We start from the raw sequence: 20288 nt of genomic DNA, 5'->3' as shown, positions 1-20288 counted from the left end.
GGTAGAGACAGTCAGGGCACCTCGAAGAAGAGGCACAACGTCGGTGAGGGATGACGTGAGCGACAACTCTGTAGTACTGCGGTACGGCGATGGCGAGTACACCTACCCGGTGATCGACAGCACCGTCGGCGACAAGGGCTTCGACATCGGCAAGCTCCGCGCCCAGACCGGTCTGGTGACGCTGGACAGTGGGTACGGCAATACCGCCGCCTACAAATCCGCGATCACCTATCTCGACGGTGAGCAGGGCATCCTCCGCTACCGCGGTTACCCGATCGAGCAGCTGGCCGAGCGTTCCACCTTCCTGGAGGTGGCCTATCTGCTGATCAACGGCGAGCTCCCGAACGTCGACGAGCTCTCCACCTTCAAGAACGAAATCACGCAGCACACCCTGCTGCACGAGGACGTCAAGAACTTCTACAGGGGCTTCCCGCGCGACGCCCACCCGATGGCGATGCTGTCCTCGGTCGTCTCGGCGCTGTCGACCTTCTACCAGGACAGCCACAACCCGTTCGACGAGAAGCAGCGCAACCTCTCGACGATCCGGCTGCTCGCCAAGCTTCCGACGATCGCGGCGTACGCGTACAAGAAGTCGATCGGCCACCCCTTCGTCTACCCGCGCAACGACCTCGGGTACGTCGAGAACTTCCTGCGCATGACCTTCTCGGTCCCCGCGCAGGAGTACGAGCTCGACCCGGTGGTCGTCTCCGCGCTCGACAAGCTGCTGATCCTGCACGCGGACCACGAGCAGAACTGTTCGACCTCCACCGTGCGCCTGGTCGGCTCCTCGCAGGCGAACATGTTCGCCTCGATCTCCGCCGGCATCTCCGCGCTGTGGGGCCCGCTGCACGGCGGCGCCAACCAGTCCGTCCTGGAGATGCTCGAGGGCATCCAGGCCAACGGCGGCGACGTCGACGCCTTCATCCGCAAGGTGAAGAACAAGGAGGACGGCGTCCGCCTGATGGGCTTCGGCCACCGGGTGTACAAGTCCTTCGACCCGCGCGCGAAGATCATCAAGGCCGCCGCGCACGACGTCCTCTCCGCTCTCGGCAAGTCCGACGAGCTGCTGGACATCGCCCTCAAGCTGGAGGAGCACGCGCTCTCCGACGAGTACTTCGTCGCGCGCAACCTCTACCCGAACGTCGACTTCTACACGGGTCTCATCTACCGTGCCATGGGCTTCCCGACCGAGATGTTCACGGTCCTGTTCGCCCTCGGCCGGCTGCCGGGCTGGATCGCCCAGTGGCACGAGATGATCAAGGAGCCCGGCTCCCGCATCGGCCGCCCGCGGCAGATCTACACGGGTGTCGTCGAGCGCGACTTCGTGCCGGTCGAGGCCCGCTAGAGGCACCGCACGACCACCGGGCGCCGTACGCGGGGCCCGGTGAAGCGCGTATCAAGGCAAAAAAACGGAAAGCGCCCTGCTACTGGTCCCCCCACGGGCCGGCAGTCAGGGCGCTTTCCTTGTCCCGGTGCGGATTCCCCCCACGGGATCCGGCCGGGCGTCTGCGGGACAGCGCCTGAATCGCTGTGTGCCGGCACGGAGGCCGACGGTGTACCGGGCGAGCGGAACTCGCCGTACTGCGGTGGTGCGGTGCGATCTGCCGGGACGCGTACGGATCGGGAGGGCCGCTCAAAGCTCCCCGCTGTACGTGCCCCGGCGACGCAATTTCCGGGAACGTCCCCCAAGACATCCCCAGATGCCAGTCACGCCCCCCAAGACGCTTCTGACATCGCCAACTTAGACTGACGAACCCCTTCGGTGGTTACGTTCACATCACTGTGATCTGAGTCTCTTGCATATGTCCTGAAGATAGGCAAGAGCCCCGATATGGGAATCGAGGACCAAGCGTAAGGAAGATGCGCGAGCCTTGTGAAGAGCTTATGTGAGGCTCGCGTTGGACTCTAGGGGGACTCATGGTCCGTCGTCACGCGAATGCTCTCAGTCGAAGGCTGTTCGTGACCACGAAGACCGACGAGAAGGCCATCGCCGCTCCCGCGATCATGGGGTTCAGCAGGCCGGCGGCGGCCAGCGGAAGCGCCGCCACGTTGTAGCCGAAGGCCCAGACCAGGTTTCCCTTGATCGTCGACAGGGTGCCGCGGGCCAGCCGGATCGCGTCGGCGGCCACCCGCAGGTCCCCGCGCACGAGCGTCAGATCGCTCGCTTCGATCGCCGCGTCCGTGCCCGTGCCCATCGCGAGGCCCAGATCGGCGGTCGCGAGCGCCGCCGCGTCGTTCACCCCGTCGCCCACCATCGCGACGGTCCGCCCCTCGCGCTGCAGCCGCTGGACCACGGCGACCTTGTCCTCGGGCAGCACCTCGGCGATCACGTCGGAGGGACCGATGCCGACCTCCCGTGCCACGGCCTCGGCGACCGCCCGGTTGTCCCCGGTCAGCAGCATCGGTGTGAGCCCGAGGGCGCGCAGTGCGCGGACGGCCTCGGCGCTGGTCTCCTTGACCGTGTCGGCGACGGTCACGACACCCGCCGGCACGCCGTCCAGGGCGACCACGACGGCCGTACGGCCCGCCGCCTCGGCCGCGTTCTTCGCGTCCGCAAGCGCTTCGGGGAGCGCGCCCGGGAACCGGCCGACGGTGACGTCGTGGCCGTCCACCCGTCCGCGTACTCCGCGGCCCGGCACGTTCTCGAAGTGTTCCGGCGCCGGAAGGCCGCCTGCGCGCTCCTGAGCGCCTGCCGCGATCGCTCGGGCAATCGGATGCTCGGAGGCGTGTTCCAGGGCTCCGGCGAGCCGCAGGACGTCCTTCTCGGCGGTGCCCTCGACGACGTACACCTCGTGCAGGCTCATGCGTCCGGTCGTCACCGTGCCGGTTTTGTCCAGCAGGACGGTGTCGACGCGGCGCGTGGACTCCAGGACCTCGGGGCCCTTGATGAGGATGCCGAGCTGGGCGCCGCGGCCGGTGCCGACCATCAGGGCGGTCGGGGTGGCCAGACCGAGCGCGCACGGGCAGGCGATGATCAGTACCGCGACGGCGGCGGTGAAGGCCGCGACCGTGTCCCCGGTGACCGCGATCCAGGCCGCGAACGTGCCGAGCGCGACGAGCAGCACGACGGGCACGAAGACCCCGGAGATCCGGTCGGCGAGTCGCTGCACCTCGGCCTTGCCGTTCTGCGCGTCCTCGACGAGCCGGGCCATCCGGGCGAGCTGCGTGTCCGCGCCGATCCGGGTGGCCTCGACGACGAGCCGGCCCCCGGCGTTCACGGTCGCACCGGTGACGGCGTCCCCGACGGCCACGTCCACCGGCACCGACTCGCCGGTCAGCATGGCCGCGTCCACGGCCGACGTGCCCTCGACGACGGTCCCGTCCGTGGCGATCTTCTCGCCCGGCCGTACGACGAAGCGGTCGCCGACCGTCAGCTGTCCCACCGGCAGGCGGACCTCACGGCCGTCCCGCAGGATCCCGACGTCCTTGGCGCCGAGCTCCATCAGCGCCCGCAGCGCCGCTCCCGCGCGCCGCTTGGAGCGGGCCTCCAGGAAGCGGCCGAGCAGGATGAACGCGATGACGCCCGCGGCGACCTCGAGGTAGAGCGTGGACGCCCCGTCCGTACGGGAGACGGTGAACTCGAAGCCGTGCCGCATGCCCGGCATCCCCGCGTCGCCGAAGAACAGCGCCCACAGGGACCAGCCGAACGCGGCGAGGGTGCCGACCGAGACCAGGGTGTCCATGGTGGCCGCGCCGTGCCGCGCGTTCGTCAGGGCGGCCCGGTGGAAGGGCAGCCCGCCCCAGACCACGACGGGCGCGGCGAGCGTCAGCGAGAGCCACTGCCAGTTGTCGAACTGGAGGGCCGGGATCATCGACATGAGGACGACGGGCAGGGCGAGCAGCGCGGAGACGGTCAGCCGTTGGCGCAGAGCGGCCGTTTCGGGGTCGTCGGCGGCGGGCGGTTCCGCCTCCTCGGGCGCCGCGGGAGGGGGCGGCTCCTCGGCGGTGTAGCCCGTCTTCACCACGGTGGCGATCAGATCGGCGACCCGTACCCCCTCGGGGTAGGAGACCTTGGCTTTCTCCGTCGCGAAGTTGACGGTGGCGGTGACGCCGTCCATGCGGTTGAGCTTCTTCTCGACGCGGGCCGCGCAGGAGGCGCAGGTCATCCCGCCGATGGAGAGTTCGATGTCCGAGGTCGTGCCTATGGGCGTCTCGGGTGCTGCGGTGGTCATGGTCCGGCTCCAGGAATGAGCCGGGCCGCGCGGAGCCGGTATCAGCCGGTCGGCACGGCCCGTGCGGAGGAGAAGAGCTGCTGGTCCCGCTCAGGCCTGGCCGACGAGCTCGAAGCCCGCCTCGTCCACGGCTGCGCGGACGGCGCTCTCGTCGAGCGCCGTGTCGGAGACGACGGTGACCTCTCCGGTCGAGGCGACGGCCTTCACCGAGCTCACGCCGGGGATCGCGGAGATCTCCCCGCTGACGGAGCCTTCACAGTGTCCGCAGCTCATGCCGCTCACCTGGTAGACGGTGGTGACGGAACCCGGGGTGCCGGTCTGGGCGGTCATGGCGTTACTCCTCGTCGAGGCGTCCGGTGCGTGTGTGTGCGGGAGGGATCCCCGGGAGCCCAGGGTTCCCCTCGATGTTCACCACACTATACCCCTAGGGGGTATTTCTCCAAGCAGGGTCGCGGTGCGCCGACGAGCGCGCCCAGGCCACCCCCACGAGGGCGACGAGGAACAGGCCGCCCACCGCGAACAGGGTGAAGAGGTGATCCTGTCCGCCGGCGGGACGCGGCGGCCGGCCCGGACCGAACAGCGCCCGGGCGAGGTCCGGGTGGGCGAGCCGGGCCACCAGCCACAGCGCGATCCCGTGCGTGGAGTCCCACAGGGCGTGCAGCAGGGAGGCGCCGAGGCAGGTGCCGAGCAGCGGAGCGGTGAACCGGAAGCGCCCGTCCGGGCGGCGGTACGCCAGCAGCACCGCACTCGTGACCGCGGTCCACAGGCCGTGTCCGAAGGGGGTGAGCACCCCGCGCAGGACCTCGGTCTCCAGGAGCGTGCGCACCCCGACTCCCCGCAGGGACACGGCCGCGTCGAACGCGCTGCCCGCGCTCTCCAGGGCCGCGAAGCCGAACCCGAGCGTCGCGCCGAGCACCAGGCCGGCCCGCGGCCCGCGGATCCGGGTGTGCCGGCGCAGCAGGTACATGAGCGCGCCGAGCTTCACCGCCTCCTCGATCAGACCGGCGCCGACGTACGTCCCCAGCCCGGGGCGCGGCAGTTCGTACTCCGTCACGGACGCGCCGAGCACCCCCAGGGTGCCCCCGGTCAGGAAACAGCCGAGGATCAGGCTCACGCCCAGGTCGCGGCCGTGCCGCTCGTACGCCCGGAGCACGAAGGCGACGGGCGCCAGAAAGCTGCCGAGCAGGATCAGGGTCGGCAGCGGTGCGGCGCTCTTCGTTGCGTACGTGACGATCGCGGCCGGCGCCCACAGGGCCAGCCCGACACCCAGGCAGCGCTTCCAGAGGCCGACGGGGATCCGGGGGTACGACGGCGGGGGCTGCTGCGGTCCGGGAGCGCGGGCCCGGGGTGCGCCCGGTGGCTGATTCTGGGTCACGGCCATCCCTTTGTCCCTCGGGGGCGGACCCGCGGGTTCGGACGGGGACCCGCGGTCCGACGCGTCGGGCGGCCCGCGGGGTGTGTGGCGCGGGGGTGCGTGGACGGATCGGTACCGCGGATCACTGATCGATTTGTCCGAACCTTATGGCACATGTCCCTGATGTCGCAGGCCGGAGCCCAGGTGCCGCCCCCGTCCGGCGCGGCTCAGCGGCCGGCGGGCAGCCCGCCTTCGAGGAGCGGCTCCAGATAGCGGTGCATGACCGTCTTCAGCTCCGCGATGTAGGCGTCCCGTTCGGCGCCCTCGTGGGACATGATCAGCGTGAGGCCGGCCTTGAAGAGGTGGAGGGCCATGTTCGCCGTGCGGGTGCGCTCGTCCGGCGGCAGGCCCGGCAGGCGGGTCGCGATCATCTCCTCGACGCGGGCGAGGAGGGTGCAGTGCAGGGTGCCGATCTCCTCGATGATCGCTCCCGGGACATCGGGGCCGTGCATCAGGACGGCGAAGGCCGGGTTCTCCACGTTGAACGCGATCAGCGGGTCGAGGACCGCGTCGAGCATCCGGTCCAGCGGGAGGCCGATGTTCTCCGGGCTGAGCGCCTGTCCGTGCGACTGGGCCCAGTGCTCCAGCAACTGGTCGCTGAGGCCGACCGCGATCGCTTCCTTGTTCGGGAAGAACTGGTAGAGCGTGCCGGGCGAGACGCCTGCCTCGCGGGCGATGGCGTTGGTGCTCGCCGCCGTGTAGCCGGACTGGCAGAACACCGAGGCTGCCGCCTCCAGGAGTTGGGCGATGCGGCGCTCGCCGCGGGCCTGGCGGCGGCGCGGCTTGTCTTCGGCGCGCTGCTGTCGCGTGGGCGACTCCTCGGTCTGCTGCTTCTCGGGCACGGTTATCCCCAGCTTCTCGGGACGCGATTGACAAACGCGAGTGGTCGCTCGCATTCTTGAAAAACGCGAGCGCCGACTCGTGTTTGCCATTCTATGGCAATGGGCGATCCATGATGCCTGCACGCTTGCGGGTCATCGGGTCACGGTGAAGGGGACACCGCAGCATGTCCGAAGTCAACGACGCGGATGACGGGCCCGGGGCGAGGCCCGACGAGGGCGCGGCTGAAGGCTCGGGCGGGGGCCAGGGCCAGGGCCAGGGTTCGGGCTCGGGCTCGGGCTCGGGGGAGCGTTCGGGTGGAGGTACGGGCGGGGGCGCGCGGCTCGGCGGATGGACCCGGTTCGTGACCGCGCGGCCACGGCTCTCCCTGCTCGTCGCCCTGCTGCTGACCGCGCTCGCCGTGGTCGCCGGCAGCGGGGTGGCGGACCGGCTCGGCAGTGGCGGCTGGGAGGACCCGACCGCGGAGTCGACCTACGCGACCAAGGCGCTGGAGCGGGAGTTCCCCGCCTCGCAGCCCAATCTGCTGCTCCTGCTCGACGCGGGCGGGGCCTCGGTCGACGATCCCTCGGTCGCGGCCGATGCCAAGCGGATCGCGGCACGCCTGGCCGCCGAGCACGGAGTCACCGGCGTCGGCTCCTACTGGCAGTCCGGCTCACCCGCGCTGAAGGCACGCGACGGCCACCAGGCGCTGATCGCCGCCCGGATCACCGGCGACGAGACGGCCGCGGCCGCCACCCTGGACCGCCTCGCACCCTCCTACCGCGGCAGGAGCGGCGCCGTCGAGGTCGAGATCGGCGGACCGGTCGCCGTACGGCACGAGATGCAGACGACCATCAAGGAGGACCTGACCCGGGCCGAGATGATCGCCCTTCCGGTGACCCTTCTGCTGCTGGTCATGGTCTTCGGGAGCGCCGTCGCGGCCCTGCTCCCGCTCGGGGTCGGGATCATCGCGATCCTCGGCACCAACGCCGTGCTGCGCGGACTCACCGAGGTCACGGACGTCTCGGTCTTCGCGATGAACCTGACGACGGCCCTGGGCCTCGGCCTCGCCATCGACTACGCCCTGTTCATCGTCCGCAGGTTCCGCGAGGAGCTGGCCACCGGCGCCCCACCGCGCACCGCGGTCGGTACCACCCTGCGCACCGCGGGCCGCACCGTGCTCTTCTCCTCCCTCACGGTGGCCGTGTCGCTGGCCGCGATGCTGGTCTTCCCGCAGTACTTCCTGCGCTCCTTCGCCTACGCGGGCATCGCCGTGGTGCTGCTGGCGGCGGCCGCCGCGCTGATCCTGCTCCCCGCGGCGCTGATGCTCCTCGGCGACCGGGTGAACTCCCTCGACCTGCGGCGCCTGTTCCGGCGCGGAAGGCCCGATCCGGCCGCCGGCGGAGCCCTCTGGGGACGCATGGCCTCCCTCGTGATGCGCAGGGCACCGCTCTTCGCGGTGGCCACCACGGCCGGCCTCATCGTCCTCGGACTGCCCTTCCTGGGCGTGAAGTTCGGCACGGCCGACGACCGGCAGCTGCCCTCCGGCGCGGAGTCGCACATCGTCCAGCAGCACATCCGGGACGGCTTCCCGGGCAGCCCCGGCGGCGCTCTGGAGGTCCTGGCCGAGGGAGCGGCCACGGAGACCCAGTACGCCCGGTACCGGGAGCGGATCGCCGCGCTGCCCGAGGTGCTGCGTGTGGACGGGCCCCTGGTGAAGGGCGACTCCGCGTACTTCTCGGTGCTGCCGAAGGGCGAGGCCGTGGACGAGGGGGCTCAGCGGCTGGTGGGCGAACTCCGCGCCGCGGACGCCCCGTTCGACACCTCCGTGACCGGCACGGCGGCCGTCCTGGTCGATTCCAAGCACGCGATAGGCGACCGGCTCCCGTGGGCGGCCGCGTTCATCGCGATCGTCACGCTGTTCCTGGTGTTCCTGCTGACCGGCAGCGTGCTGATCCCGGTCCAGGCGGTGCTGCTCAACGCGCTCAGCCTGACCGCGATGTTCGGTGCGGTGGTCTGGGTCTTCCAGGACGGCCACCTCTCCGGCCTCCTCGACTTCACCAGCTCCGGTTCGATCGAGACGACCCTCCCGGTCCTGATGTTCTGCGTCGCCTTCGGCCTCTCCATGGACTACGGCGTCTTCCTGCTCTCCCGCATCAAGGAGGAGTACGACCACACCGGCGACCACCGGGAGGCGGTCCGTTTCGGGCTCCAGCGCACCGGCGGGCTGATCACCGCGGCCGCGGTCATCCTCGCGGTGGTGATGGTCGCCATCGGCACCTCCCGGGTGGCCAACACCAAGATGCTCGGACTGGGTGTCGCGCTCGCCGTGCTGATGGACGCGATGGTCGTCCGCAGCCTGCTGGTCCCGGCGGTCATGCGCCTGACGGGCAGAGCCACCTGGTGGGCGCCCGGACCGCTGCGGCGCTTCCACGACCGGTTCGGACTCAGCGAGGGGGAGGCGCGGAATCGGACCCCGGACACGGCCCCGGCCCCGACCCCTGCTCCGATCCCGGGCGCGGCTCCGGATGCGGCTCCGGATGCGACTCCGGCTCACGACGCGGCAGCGGACGCGGAGTCCGCGCCGGAGGCGGAGCCCGGCCGGGACAAGGCCGAGGCGCGCGGCTGAGGGCTCGCCCGTAATCCCCGGTGTCAGCGCGCGGCGTCAGGTGCCGGGGGCCCCCGCGCCTTCGGGCCGGGGGAGCATCGCAAGGCGGAGGGTCGTCCTCGTGCTCGGCGTGTTCGGTCGATCCGGCAACGCGGAGTGGGGGTACCCCTGCTCGAAGAGCCCGGGGGAGCGCCGTGGCTGTCGTCGTGTGCCCGCCGGGGGGCGGGACAGCCCGTAGCGTTCCCCCGGGAAGGTGATCTCCGAGCGGAGGGCGGGAGCCGATGCGGGCAGTGGTGTTCGAGCGGTACGGGGAGCCGGCCGAGGTGCGGGACGTGGCGGACCCGGCGCCCGCGGAGCACGGGGTCGTGGTGCGGGTCGAGGCCACCGGGCTGTGCCGGAGCGACTGGCACGGCTGGATGGGCCACGACCCGGACATCGCGCTGCCACATGTGCCGGGGCACGAACTCGCCGGGGTGATCGAGGCGGTGGGCGCCGGAGTGAGGTCCTGGCGCCCCGGCGACCGGGTCACCGTCCCGTTCGTCTGCGCCTGCGGAAGCTGTCCCGCGTGCGCGGCGGGCGACCAGCAGGTGTGCGAGCGGCAGACCCAGCCGGGGTTCACGCACTGGGGTTCCTTCGCCCAGTACGTGGCACTCGACCACGCCGAGGTGAACCTGATCGCGGTGCCGCCGGAGCTGTCCTTCGCGACGGCGGCCTCACTGGGCTGCCGGTTCGCCACGGCGTTCCGCGCGGTCGTCGCGCAGGGAAGGGTGGCCGCGGGGGAGTGGGTCGCGGTGCACGGCTGCGGTGGCGTCGGCCTCTCGGCGGTGATGATCGCGGCGGCCTCCGGGGCGCGGGTCGTGGCCGTCGACGTGTCACCCGCGGCCCTCGAACTGGCGCGGAAGTTCGGGGCGGCGGAGTGCGTGGATGCCTCCGCCGTTGCGGACCCGGCCCAGGCGGTCCGTGAACTGACCGGCGGGGGAGCGCATCTGTCGCTGGACGCCCTCGGTTCGCCCGCCACCTGCGCGGCCTCGGTCGACGGCCTGCGCCGTCGCGGCCGGCACGTCCAGGTCGGCCTGTTGCCCTCGCCGACCGGCGCCACCCCGGTCCCGATGGCCCGGGTGATCGCCCTCGAACTAGAACTCCTCGGCAGCCACGGAATGGCGGCCCACGCCTACCCGCCCCTGCTGGAACTGGTCCGCGGCGGCGTACTCCGCCCCGACCTCCTCGTGACCTCCACCATCCCGCTGGACGCCACACCCTCCGCCCTGGCCGCCATGGGATCGGCGCCGGGTTCGGGGGTGACGGTCATCGAGCCGTGGAGCTGACGGTCGGCGAGGTGTGCGGGACGGCCGTCGGGCCGTGCGGGTGCCGGGAATCAGGTCGGCGCGAGGGCGGTCCCGTCGGGCGGCCCCCGTCCAGTGCCCGACCGGCGGGGCACTGGACGAGGCACCGGGCCGGGTGGGTCAGGTGTCTCTGCGGCCCCGGTTCCCCGGGCGGGAGGCGACCCAGGCGCGGACGGTGTCGGCGTACCAGTAGGGCTTTCCCGCCTCGACATGATCGGGTGGTGGCAGCAGTCCGTGCTTGCGGTAGGACCGGACGGTGTCCGGCTGCACCTTGATGTGCGCGGCGATCTCCTTGTACGACCAGAGCCTGCGGTCGGTCATGAGTGGCACCTCCCTGCGCGCACCGCGGCGGCGGCCTGGGGCGGTCGTCGGGGGAGCCGGGCGCTGCGCTGGTGATCACAAAGCGTGTGCCCCGTGAACGACGCAGCGTGAGCGCTGGGCTGTGGCTGTTGACCGGGTGTGACGCAAGACCCGCGTATACGCGACATGTGTGACACGGGGGTGTTTTTTGTGACACGAGTGACGCATTGGCCGCCGAGGGGCGGGCAGTCGTCGGCGTGGTTCTCCGCAGGACGGTTTCTGCCGTTGTCCGCGGGCCGGTCCGCGGACCGGCCCGCGAGGAGCCCGAGGAACCCTGCGCGGCTCCTCGCGGGCAGGGCCGACGACCCGCCGTGCCCCGAGCGCTCGGCGGGCCGTCGTGGTGCGGCCCTCACGCCCCGCAGGACCTCAGGAACGCCCGGGTGCGCCGGGCGATCGGGAGCGGCTTGTCCGGCGGGCACGGGTACATGTCCTGCTCGACGATCGCGAAGAGCTCGACGCCGAGGTTCTGCGCGGCGGCGAGGACGGGCTCCAGCGCCGGTACACCGGACGGCGGTTCGCACATCACGCCGCGCGCGACGGCGGGCCCGAACGGCAGCTCCTCGGCCCGCACACCGGCCAGCACCAGCGGGTCCACCTGCTTGAGGTGGAGGTAGCCGATGCGTTCGCCGTACGTCTCGATGAGCTTGACGCTGTCGCCGCCGCAGTAGGCGTAGTGGCCCGTGTCCAGACACAGCGACACCAGCGAGGAGTCGGTCGCGTCGAGGAAACGCGTGACGTTCTCCTCGCTGTCGATGTGCGTGTCGGCGTGCGGATGGACGACGATCCTCAGCCCGTAGCGCTCGCGCACCTCATGGGCCAGCCGCTCGGTCTGAGCGGTCAGATGACGCCACTGGGTCGGCGTCAGCCTGCTGTCCTCCAGCACCGCCCCGGTCTTGTCGTCCCGCCAGAAGGCCGGGATGACGACGAGATGCCCGGCGCCCATCGCCTGGGCGAGCGCGGCGATGTCCGAGACATGCGCCCAGGTGGACTCCCACACCTCGGGGCCCCGGTGCAGCCCGGTGAAGACCGTGCCCGCCGACACGCTGAGCCCGCGGCGCGCGGTCTCCTCCCTCAGGATGTCCGGATCGGTGGGCAGATAGCCGTACGGGCCGAGCTCGATCCACTCGTAACCGGATCCGGAGACCTCGTCGAGGAAGCGCTGCCAGGGGACCTGCCGCGGGTCGTCGGGGAACCAGACGCCCCAGGAGTCGGGGGCCGAACCGATCCGGATGCGCGACAGTGGGGACGGAGACGGAGGTGACGACCGCGGTGACGACTTCGACTGGGGCTCGGGCTGTGAGGGCGGCGATGACTGAGGTGGCAACGACGTCATGGCCGTCAGCTTCGGGCGGCTCCGGAGAGGTGTCAAGCGTCGTCCGAATGTCTGGACAAAACGTTGACAGGCTTCGCCTGCGGCACTAGACCTGGGGGCAGCCGTAGGGATCGCAGGGAAGGGAACTCGATGGCGTACGAGCTGATCACCATGGGGCGGATCGGCGTGGACCTCTACCCGTTGCAGACGGGGGTCCCGCTGTCCCGGGTGACCTCCTTCGGCAAGTTCCTCGGCGGCTCGGCGACCAATGTCGCGGTGGCGGCCGCGCGGCTCGGACGGCGCAGTGCCGTCATCACCCGAACGGGTGCGGATCCCTTCGGAACCTATCTGCGCGAGGCGCTGCGTGACTTCGGCGTGGACGACCGCTGGGTCACCCCGGTTCCCGGACTGCCGACCCCCGTCACCTTCTGCGAGATCTTCCCGCCGGACGACTTCCCGCTCTACTTCTACCGGCAGCCCAAGGCCCCCGACCTGGAGATCGAGGCGCACGAACTCGACCTCGACGCCGTGCGCGCCGCCCGCGTCTTCTGGATGACGGGCACGGGGCTCTGCGCGGAGCCGAGCCGCACGGCCACACTCGCCGCCCTGGCCCACCGGGCCCGGTCCGGTACGACGGTCTTCGACCTCGACTGGCGCCCCATGTTCTGGGAGGATCCCGCGTCGGCGCGCCCCTTCTACGCCGAGGCCCTGCGCCACGCCACCGTCGCCGTCGGCAACGTCGACGAGGTCGAGATCGCCACCGGAGAGCGCGAGCCGCACGCCGCTGCCGCCGCCCTCCTCGAAGCGGGTGCCGAACTCGCCGTGGTGAAACAGGGCCCCAAGGGCGTCCTCGCCGTCCATCGCGACGGCACCACCGCCGAGGTCCCGCCCCTCCCGGTCGAGGTCCTCAACGGCCTCGGCGCGGGCGACGCGTTCGGCGGCTCCCTCTGCCACGGACTGCTCGCCGGCCGGGACCTGGAGCGGATCATGCGCTACGCGAACGCCGCGGGCGCCATCGTCGCCTCCCGCCTGGAGTGCTCCTCCGCGATGCCCACCGAACACGAGGTCGAACAGGCCCTCGCCGCCGGAGCGGTGCGGTGAGGGCGGGCCACGTCGGGGGAGCCCGCCACGAACAGGGCGGCGACGCACCCGCGCCCGACGAGGCGGCCGGACACGCCCCGGCGGGCGCGCAGACGAACACCGGGCCCACCGGCACGGGATCCACCGGCACGGGGTCCACCGGCACGGGGTCCACCGGCACGGGGCCCACCGGTGCCCCGTCCGACGGACCGCTCACCGCCGGCTCCGTCACCCCCACCGCCTACGACCGTCTGCGCCCCCCGTCTCCGCGCGTCGACGTCCTCGCCCTCGTCCAGGTCCGGGCCCGGCACCCCGAGGCGATCGCGGAGGCCGCCGCGCGGCGGGTGCGCCGTCCGCTGCTCGAAGGCTCCGGGCGGCTGATGATCGTCGCCGCGGACCACCCGGCGCGCGGCATGCTGGCCGTCGGCGACCGGAGGCTGGCCATGGCGGGGCGCGCCGATCTGCTGGAACGGCTGTGTCTCGCGCTCTCCCGTCCCGGGGTCGACGGCGTGCTCGCGACCGCCGACATACTCGACGACCTGCTGCTGCTCGGCGCGCTCGACGGCAAGGTGGTCATCGGGTCGATGAACCGCGGCGGACTCGCGGGCTCCGCCTTCGAGCTGGACGACCGGTTCACCGGGTACCGCCCGAAGGACATCGAGCGGCTCGGCTTCGACGCGGGCAAACTGCTGCTGCGCATCGACTACGACGATCCGGGCTCGCTGCGCACCCTGGAGTCCGCCGCCCGGGTGATCGACGCCATGGCCGAGCGGCAACTTCCGGTCTTCGTCGAACCGTTCCTCTGTCGTCGCCGGGACGACGGGACCCTGCGCAACGATCTGAGCGCCGAGGCCGTCACCAAGTCCATCGCCATCGCCGGCGGCCTGGGCGGCAGTTCGGCGTACACCTGGCTGAAGGTCCCCGTCACCGAGAACCCCGACGACATGGCCCGCGTCATGGAGACCTCCACGCTGCCCGCCGTCCTGCTCGGCGGCGATGTCGGCGAGGACCAGGAGGGTGCGTACGAGAAATGGCGCGGGGCGCTCCAACTCCCCACCGTGCAGGGCCTGGTGGTGGGCCGCTCGCTGCTCTACCCGGCGGACGGCGATGTCGCCGAGGCCGTGGACACCGCCGTAGGACTTCTGTGAGGGCCGCATGAGTCGTCCGAGCAACGAGCTGTACGTGCCCAAGGGCACCACCGCCGACGCCTATTACGTCCTCGACATCGACCCCGAACGGGCCGGCTGGACCCACAGCAGTCTGCGGATCGTGGAGCTGGCACCGGGCGGCACCCACACGTTCACCACCGGGGACAGCGAGTGGATCGTGCTCCCGCTCGGCGGCGGCTGCACGGTGCGCACCAAAGACGGCATGGAACAGGAAGAGTTCCAACTCCTGGGCAGGCGGAGTGTGTTCGACGGAGTCTCCGACTTCGCGTACGTTCCCCGTGAGGCCCGGGCCCAGATCGCCTCCGGCGCGGGAGGCCGCTTCGCCCTGGCAGGAGCGAAGTGCGAGCGCCGACTCCCCGCCCGCTACGGCCCCGCGCCGGAGGTTCCCGTCGAAGACCGCGGCAGCGGCAACTGCGCCCGCCAGGTACGCAATTTCGCCGCCGCGGACGTCTTCGACTGCGACCGGCTCATCGCCGTCGAGGTGATCACCCCCGGCGGCAACTGGTCCTCGTACCCGCCCCACAAGCACGACGAACACCTGCCCGGCGTCGAGTCCCGGCTGGAGGAGATCTACTACTTCGAGATCGACGGCCCGAACGGTTTCGGCTATCAGCGCGTATTCCCCTCCCGTGAGGGCGGTTCGGACGTCCTCGCCGAGGTCCGCACCGGCGATGCCGTCCTCGTCCCCGACGGATGGCACGGTCCGTCCATCGCCCAGCCCGGTCACGCCATGTACTACCTGAACGTCATGGCGGGACCGGGCGGGGACAGGGAGTGGCGGATCCGCTTCCACCCGGGACACGCAGAGAGCACAGGGGGATACCGATGACCTCGACGACGAGGCTGACGGTCGCACAGGCGCTGGTGCGGTTCCTGGCCGCGCAGTACACGGAACGGGACGGCGAGCGGCGTCGCCTGATCGGCGCCACCTGGGGCATCTTCGGCCACGGGAACGTCGCCGGGATCGGCCAGGCGCTCGTCGAGTACGCCGACGAGATGCCGTACCACCAGGGGCGCAACGAACAGGCCATGGTGCACGCGGCGGTCGGCTACGCGCGCCAGTGCGGCCGGCTGTCGGCGCACGCCGTGACCACCTCCATCGGGCCCGGCGCCACCAACCTCGTCACCGGCGCCGCGCTCGCCACCATCAACCACCTCCCGGTGCTGCTCCTGCCCGGCGACGTCTTCGCGACCCGCCCGGCCGACCCGGTGCTCCAGCAGCTGGAGGTCCCCTCCGCCGGGGACGTGTCGGTCAACGACTGTCTGCGCCCGGTGTCGAAGTACTTCGACCGGATCACCCGGCCCGAGGCCCTGATTCCGGCGGCCCTCCAGGCGATGCGTGTACTCACCGACCCCGTCGACACCGGCGCCGTCACGCTCGCGCTGCCCCAGGACGTGCAGGCGGAGGCGTACGACTGGCCCGAGGAGTTCTTCGCCGAGCGGACCTGGGCCGTGCGGCGCCCGGCGGCCGACGCCGGCGAACTCGCCCGCGCCGTCGCGGCGGTCCGCGAGGCCCGGCGCCCGCTGATCGTCGCGGGCGGCGGCGTCCACCACAGCCGTGCCGAGGAGGCGCTCGCCGAACTCGCCTCCGCCACCCGTATCCCCGTCGCCTCCACCCAGGCGGGCAAGGGCTCGCTGCGCTGGGACCACCCGCAGGACGTCGGCGGCGTCGGGCACACCGGCACGGCGAACGCCGACGAACTCGCCCGCACCGCCGACCTGGTGATCGGCGTCGGCACCCGCTACACCGACTTCACGACCGCCTCCGGCACCCTGTTCGGCGCGTCGGGCGTCCGCTTCCTCAACCTCAACATCGCTCCGTACGACGGCCACAAGCTCGCCGGGATACCGCTGATCGCCGACGCGCGCGCCGGACTGGAGGCGCTCACCGAGGCGCTGCTGATGCACAAGCACCGCGCCGAGCCCGCGTACGTCACCGAGTACACGGACGACAAGGAGCGCTGGGAGTACCGCGTCGACGCGGCCTACGAGGCCGAGGACATCGACATCCGGCCCACCCAGCCGCAGGTCCTCGGTGTCCTGGACGAGCTGGTCACCGAGGACGACATCCTGATCAACGCGGCCGGCTCGCTCCCCGGCGACCTGCACAAGCTGTGGCGGGCGCGGTCGCGGGACCAGTACCACGTCGAGTACGGCTATTCGTGCATGGGCTACGAGATCCCGGCCGCGATCGGGGTGCGGATGGCGGCCCCGGACCGTCCGGTGTGGGCGCTGGTCGGCGACGGCACGTATCTGATGATGCCGACGGAGATCGTCACCGCCGTCCAGGAGGGCATCGCGATCAAGGTGATCATCCTCCAGAACCACGGGTACGCCTCGATCGGCGGCCTCTCCGAGTCCGTGGGCGGCGAGCGGTACGGCACGGCGTACCGCTACCGGGCCGAGGACCGTACGTACACGGGGGCGCCGCTGCCGGTGGATCTCGCGGCCAACGCGGCCAGCCTGGGTATGCGTGTCCTACGCGCGAAGACCGTGCGTGACCTGCGGGCGGCCCTGGCCGAGGCGCGCGGGGCGGACACTCCCACTTGTGTCTACGTGGAGACCGAAACGGCAGACACAGTGTCGGGCGCGCCTCCGGCCCAAGCCTGGTGGGATGTACCTGTGGCCGAGACCGCGACCCGATCGTCGGCGGTCAAGGCACGTGAGGAGTACGACCGGCACGTCGCCGCCCGACGCCGCCATCTGTGAAGGAGTGCATGGCCATGACGAAGACCGTCGACCACTGGATCGGTGGCAAGACCGTCGAGGGTGCGTCGGGTACGTACGGGCCGGTCACCGACCCGGCGACCGGCGCCGTGACCACGAGGGTCGCGTTCGCGAGCGTCGACGAGGTCGACGCCGCGGTCGCCGCCGCGAAGGACGCCTACGCGACCTGGGGACAGTCCTCGCTGGCCAAGCGGTCCACGATCCTGTTCAGGTTCCGCGCGCTGCTCGACGCCAACCGGGACGCGATCGCCGAGCTGATCACCGCCGAGCACGGCAAGGTCCACTCGGACGCGCTCGGCGAGGTCGCGCGCGGTCTGGAGATCGTCGAGCTGGCCTGCGGGATCACCGTGCAGCTCAAGGGCGAGCTGTCGACCGAGGTGGCCTCCAAGGTCGACGTGGCGTCGATCCGCCAGCCGCTCGGTGTCGTCGCGGGCATCACGCCGTTCAACTTCCCGGCCATGGTCCCGATGTGGATGTTCCCGCTCGCCATCGCGTGCGGCAACACCTTCGTCCTCAAGCCGTCCGAGAAGGACCCGTCGGCAGCCATGAAGCTCGCCGAGCTGCTGGCCGAGGCCGGTCTGCCCGACGGTGTCTTCAACGTCGTGCACGGCGACAAGGTGGCCGTCGACCGTCTCCTGGAGCACCCGGACGTCAAGGCGGTGTCCTTCGTCGGCTCGACGCCGATCGCCCGCTACATCCACACCACCGCCGCCGCGAACCACAAGCGGGTCCAGGCGCTGGGCGGCGCCAAGAACCACATGCTGGTCCTGCCGGACGCCGACCTGGACGAGGCCGCGGACGCCGCCGTCTCCGCCGCGTACGGCTCGGCCGGCGAGCGCTGCATGGCGATCTCCGCGGTCGTGGCGGTCGGCTCCATCGGCGACGAGCTGGTGGCCAAGATCCGCGAGCGCGCCGAGAAGATCAAGATCGGTCCCGGCAACGACCCGGCCTCCGAGATGGGGCCGCTCATCACGGCCGTCCATCGCGACAAGGTGGCGTCGTACGTGAAGGGCGCCGCCGACCAGGGCTCCGAGGTCGTCCTCGACGGCACGGCCTACACGGTCGAGGGGTACGAGGACGGCCACTGGATCGGCCTCTCGCTCCTGGACCGCGTGCCGGTGACGTCGGACGCGTACAAGGACGAGATCTTCGGCCCGGTGCTGTGCGTGCTGCGCGTCGAGACGTACGAGGAGGGCGTGGCGCTCATCAACGCGTCCCCCTTCGGCAACGGCACCGCGATCTTCACCCGGGACGGCGGCGCGGCCCGCCGCTTCCAGCTGGAGATCGAGGCGGGCATGGTCGGCGTGAACGTGCCGATCCCGGTGCCCGTCGGCTACCACTCCTTCGGCGGCTGGAAGGACTCCCTCTTCGGGGACCACCACATCTACGGCAACGACGGCACGCACTTCTATACCCGAGGCAAGGTCGTCACCACCCGCTGGCCGGACCCGTCGGAGGCTCCGGCGGGCGTCGACCTGGGCTTCCCGCGCAACCACTGAGGCCCCGCCCGACCCACCCCGTCAAGCCGTCCGCTATGCGGACGGCTTGACGTTTTTTTGACGCCGCCGCAACGATTCCCGTTCATCGGGATGAACCGGGTGACGCAGGTTACCAACGGGTGTGACCTTTGAAAGCATGGTCACACTCCATAAATTCATGACGATTGCAACAGGGTGACGTTGTCGCCTGCGAAAGTGATGTGACGTGCGTCGCTTCGCTATTGCGGATTCCGTAGGTAAACGGCCATTGACGCAACGGTTTCCGTCAAGGTTCCATCAGCGCGGGAGCGGACGAGAAGAAGTACGACGCGAGCCGCCGGAGGCGATATCGCTCCCGCCCGAACCTCAGATGCACGAGTCGATCGGAACCGCTTCATGACCGACACGCTCCGCCCAGTCGAGACCGCCGTCCTGGACGCCGCCCCAACGGCCACAGGGAACCCGAAGACGCTCAAGCGTTCCATCGGCGTCGTCGGCGGCACCCTGCTGACGTTGTCCTGCGTGACCCCGGCCTCGACGCTGTTCGTGGTCATACCCGACCTCTTCGGCTCACTCGGCACCGCGACCGCCCTCACGATCGCGATCGGCTCGCTGCTCTGCATCGCCGTGGCGTTCTGCTATTCGGAGCTGGGCACCCTCATCCCCAGCGCCGGCGGCGAGTACGCCATGGTCTCCACGATGGCCGGACGGCTCGCGGGCTGGCTCGTCTTCGTGATGTCGCTGCTGGTGGTCATGATCGTCCCGCCGGTGATCGCCATCGGCACAGCCGACTACCTCGCCCCGCTGGTGCACCTCGACCCGGCGATGACCGGCGCCGGAGTGATGCTGCTGGCCACCCTCGCCGGACTGCTCGACCTGCGCGCCAACGCCTGGATCACCGGCATCTTCCTGGTCCTCGAGGTCATCGCCGCCGGTCTGGTGGCCCTGCTGGGCTTCACGCACAGCCACCGCGGCCTGGGCAGCCTCACCTCCATGCAGGTCGCCGGTACCGGCGGACACACCGACCCCGTGACGGCCATGCTCGTCATCTCCGGGCTCGCCATCGCCCTCTTCGCCACCCAGGGCTTCTCGACCGCCGTCTACCTCTCCGAGGAGCTGGAGAACCCGCGGCGCAACGTCGCCCGCACGGTGCTGGCCACCCTCGCCATCTCCACGGTCGTCATCCTGGTCCCGGTCGTCGCCATCACCATGGGCGCCTCCGACATCAAGGAGCTCACCGGCGGCGACATCAGCAGCATGGTCACGGCCTGGTCCAACTCCGCCGTCGGCACCTTCGTCAGCCTCTGCGTCGCCCTCGCGATCATCAACGCGGGCATCGTCATGGTCATCCAGAACTCGCGCGTCCTGTTCGCCTCGGCCCGTGACAAGGCATGGCCCGAGCCGGTCAACAACGGCCTGTCCAAGCTCGGCCGGTTCGGCTCCCCCTGGGTCGCCACCCTGCTGGTGGGCGTCCCCGGCGCCGCCCTCTGCTTCGTCAACCTCGACACCCTGTACGGCGTCACGGGCGTGGCGGTGACCGCCATGTACCTGCTCGTCGCCGTCGCCGCCCTGCTCGCCCGGCGCGGCCACCACCGCCACACCCCCGCCTGGCGGATGCCGCTGTGGCCCGCGATGCCGATCCTGCTGATCGTGGTCCTCGCCTACGTCCTCACCCAGCAGGAGACGGTCTACCTGGTGTGGACCGGCGGCATCACCGCCGTCGCCACCCTGTACTGGGCCTTCTACCTGCGGCCGCGCCGCGACACCCGCTGGCTGGTGTCGATCCCGGAGGACGCGCAGGCGTAA

15 protein-coding genes are annotated in these 20288 nt (G+C 71.1%); 9 read left to right on the top strand and 6 right to left on the bottom strand.

Annotated features, from left to right (window positions below; genetic code table 11):
- Positions 1 to 55: 55 nt before the first annotated feature.
- Positions 56 to 1345 carry a citrate synthase gene (locus ACIQRL_RS05505; protein ID WP_401327301.1) on the top strand — a complete coding sequence of 430 codons (1290 nt, stop codon included), beginning with the start codon at positions 56 to 58 and terminating at the stop codon, positions 1343 to 1345.
- Between the two features lie 583 nt (positions 1346 to 1928).
- Here ACIQRL_RS05505 and ACIQRL_RS05500 read toward each other — a convergent pair.
- From ACIQRL_RS05500 to ACIQRL_RS05485, 4 genes are all read right to left on the bottom strand, one after another.
- Positions 1929 to 4172: a heavy metal translocating P-type ATPase gene (locus tag ACIQRL_RS05500; protein WP_401327298.1), complete on the bottom strand. Its 2244-nt coding sequence runs from the start codon at positions 4170 to 4172 to the stop codon at positions 1929 to 1931.
- 90 nt (positions 4173 to 4262) lie between these two features.
- A complete protein-coding gene (locus ACIQRL_RS05495; protein WP_401327295.1) occupies positions 4263 to 4502 on the bottom strand; it encodes a heavy-metal-associated domain-containing protein in 240 nt (79 codons plus the stop codon).
- Between the two features lie 94 nt (positions 4503 to 4596).
- The gene (locus tag ACIQRL_RS05490) at positions 4597 to 5547 is read right to left on the bottom strand and encodes a PrsW family intramembrane metalloprotease (RefSeq protein ID WP_401327293.1); all 951 of its coding nucleotides are present in this window, start codon (positions 5545 to 5547) and stop codon (positions 4597 to 4599) included.
- Between the two features lie 206 nt (positions 5548 to 5753).
- Entirely contained in the window at positions 5754 to 6428 is a 675-nt protein-coding gene (locus ACIQRL_RS05485; protein ID WP_401327291.1) for a TetR/AcrR family transcriptional regulator, read from the bottom strand.
- 164 nt (positions 6429 to 6592) lie between these two features.
- Between ACIQRL_RS05485 and ACIQRL_RS05480 the strand changes: the two genes are divergently transcribed.
- Positions 6593 to 9034 carry an MMPL family transporter gene (locus tag ACIQRL_RS05480; RefSeq protein WP_401327288.1) on the top strand — a complete coding sequence of 814 codons (2442 nt, stop codon included), beginning with the start codon at positions 6593 to 6595 and terminating at the stop codon, positions 9032 to 9034.
- A gap of 260 nt (positions 9035 to 9294) precedes the next feature.
- The gene (locus tag ACIQRL_RS05475; protein WP_401327285.1) at positions 9295 to 10338 is read left to right on the top strand and encodes a zinc-dependent alcohol dehydrogenase family protein; all 1044 of its coding nucleotides are present in this window, start codon (positions 9295 to 9297) and stop codon (positions 10336 to 10338) included.
- A 138-nt stretch (positions 10339 to 10476) separates the two neighbouring features.
- Here ACIQRL_RS05475 and ACIQRL_RS05470 read toward each other — a convergent pair whose 3' ends face one another.
- Positions 10477 to 10677 carry a MerR family transcriptional regulator gene (locus tag ACIQRL_RS05470; protein WP_355764666.1) on the bottom strand — a complete coding sequence of 67 codons (201 nt, stop codon included), beginning with the start codon at positions 10675 to 10677 and terminating at the stop codon, positions 10477 to 10479.
- A 388-nt stretch (positions 10678 to 11065) separates the two neighbouring features.
- Positions 11066 to 12049, bottom strand: coding sequence for a sugar phosphate isomerase/epimerase family protein (locus ACIQRL_RS05465; protein WP_401327282.1), 984 nt, complete (start codon positions 12047 to 12049; stop codon positions 11066 to 11068).
- 129 nt (positions 12050 to 12178) lie between these two features.
- Here ACIQRL_RS05465 and iolC point away from each other — a divergent pair, with 129 nt between their 5' ends.
- The 6 genes from iolC to ACIQRL_RS05435 all read left to right on the top strand — a co-directional run bounded on the left by iolC (position 12179) and on the right by ACIQRL_RS05435 (position 20288).
- Positions 12179 to 13129: a 5-dehydro-2-deoxygluconokinase gene (iolC, locus tag ACIQRL_RS05460; RefSeq protein ID WP_401327279.1), complete on the top strand. Its 951-nt coding sequence runs from the start codon at positions 12179 to 12181 to the stop codon at positions 13127 to 13129.
- Positions 13130 to 13359: 230 nt separating this feature from the next.
- Positions 13360 to 14256 (top strand): deoxyribose-phosphate aldolase, encoded by an 897-nt coding sequence (locus ACIQRL_RS05455; protein WP_401328117.1) that lies wholly within the window; start codon positions 13360 to 13362, stop codon positions 14254 to 14256.
- 7 nt (positions 14257 to 14263) lie between these two features.
- Positions 14264 to 15106 (top strand): 5-deoxy-glucuronate isomerase, encoded by an 843-nt coding sequence (iolB, locus tag ACIQRL_RS05450; RefSeq protein ID WP_401327277.1) that lies wholly within the window; start codon positions 14264 to 14266, stop codon positions 15104 to 15106.
- Positions 15103 to 16986 (top strand): 3D-(3,5/4)-trihydroxycyclohexane-1,2-dione acylhydrolase (decyclizing), encoded by a 1884-nt coding sequence (gene iolD / locus ACIQRL_RS05445; RefSeq protein WP_401327274.1) that lies wholly within the window; start codon positions 15103 to 15105, stop codon positions 16984 to 16986. Before iolB ends, iolD begins: the two co-directional genes overlap by 4 nt.
- A 14-nt stretch (positions 16987 to 17000) precedes the next feature.
- Positions 17001 to 18503 (top strand): CoA-acylating methylmalonate-semialdehyde dehydrogenase, encoded by a 1503-nt coding sequence (gene mmsA / locus ACIQRL_RS05440; RefSeq protein ID WP_401327271.1) that lies wholly within the window; start codon positions 17001 to 17003, stop codon positions 18501 to 18503.
- A gap of 375 nt (positions 18504 to 18878) precedes the next feature.
- The gene (locus ACIQRL_RS05435) at positions 18879 to 20288 is read left to right on the top strand and encodes an APC family permease (RefSeq protein ID WP_401327269.1); all 1410 of its coding nucleotides are present in this window, start codon (positions 18879 to 18881) and stop codon (positions 20286 to 20288) included.

Origin of the sequence: Streptomyces sp. NPDC091209 (genome assembly GCF_044757755.1) — a bacterium.
In the GTDB taxonomy this organism is placed as follows: domain Bacteria; phylum Actinomycetota; class Actinomycetes; order Streptomycetales; family Streptomycetaceae; genus Streptomyces.
This window is presented reverse-complemented; position numbering and strand designations above follow the sequence as displayed.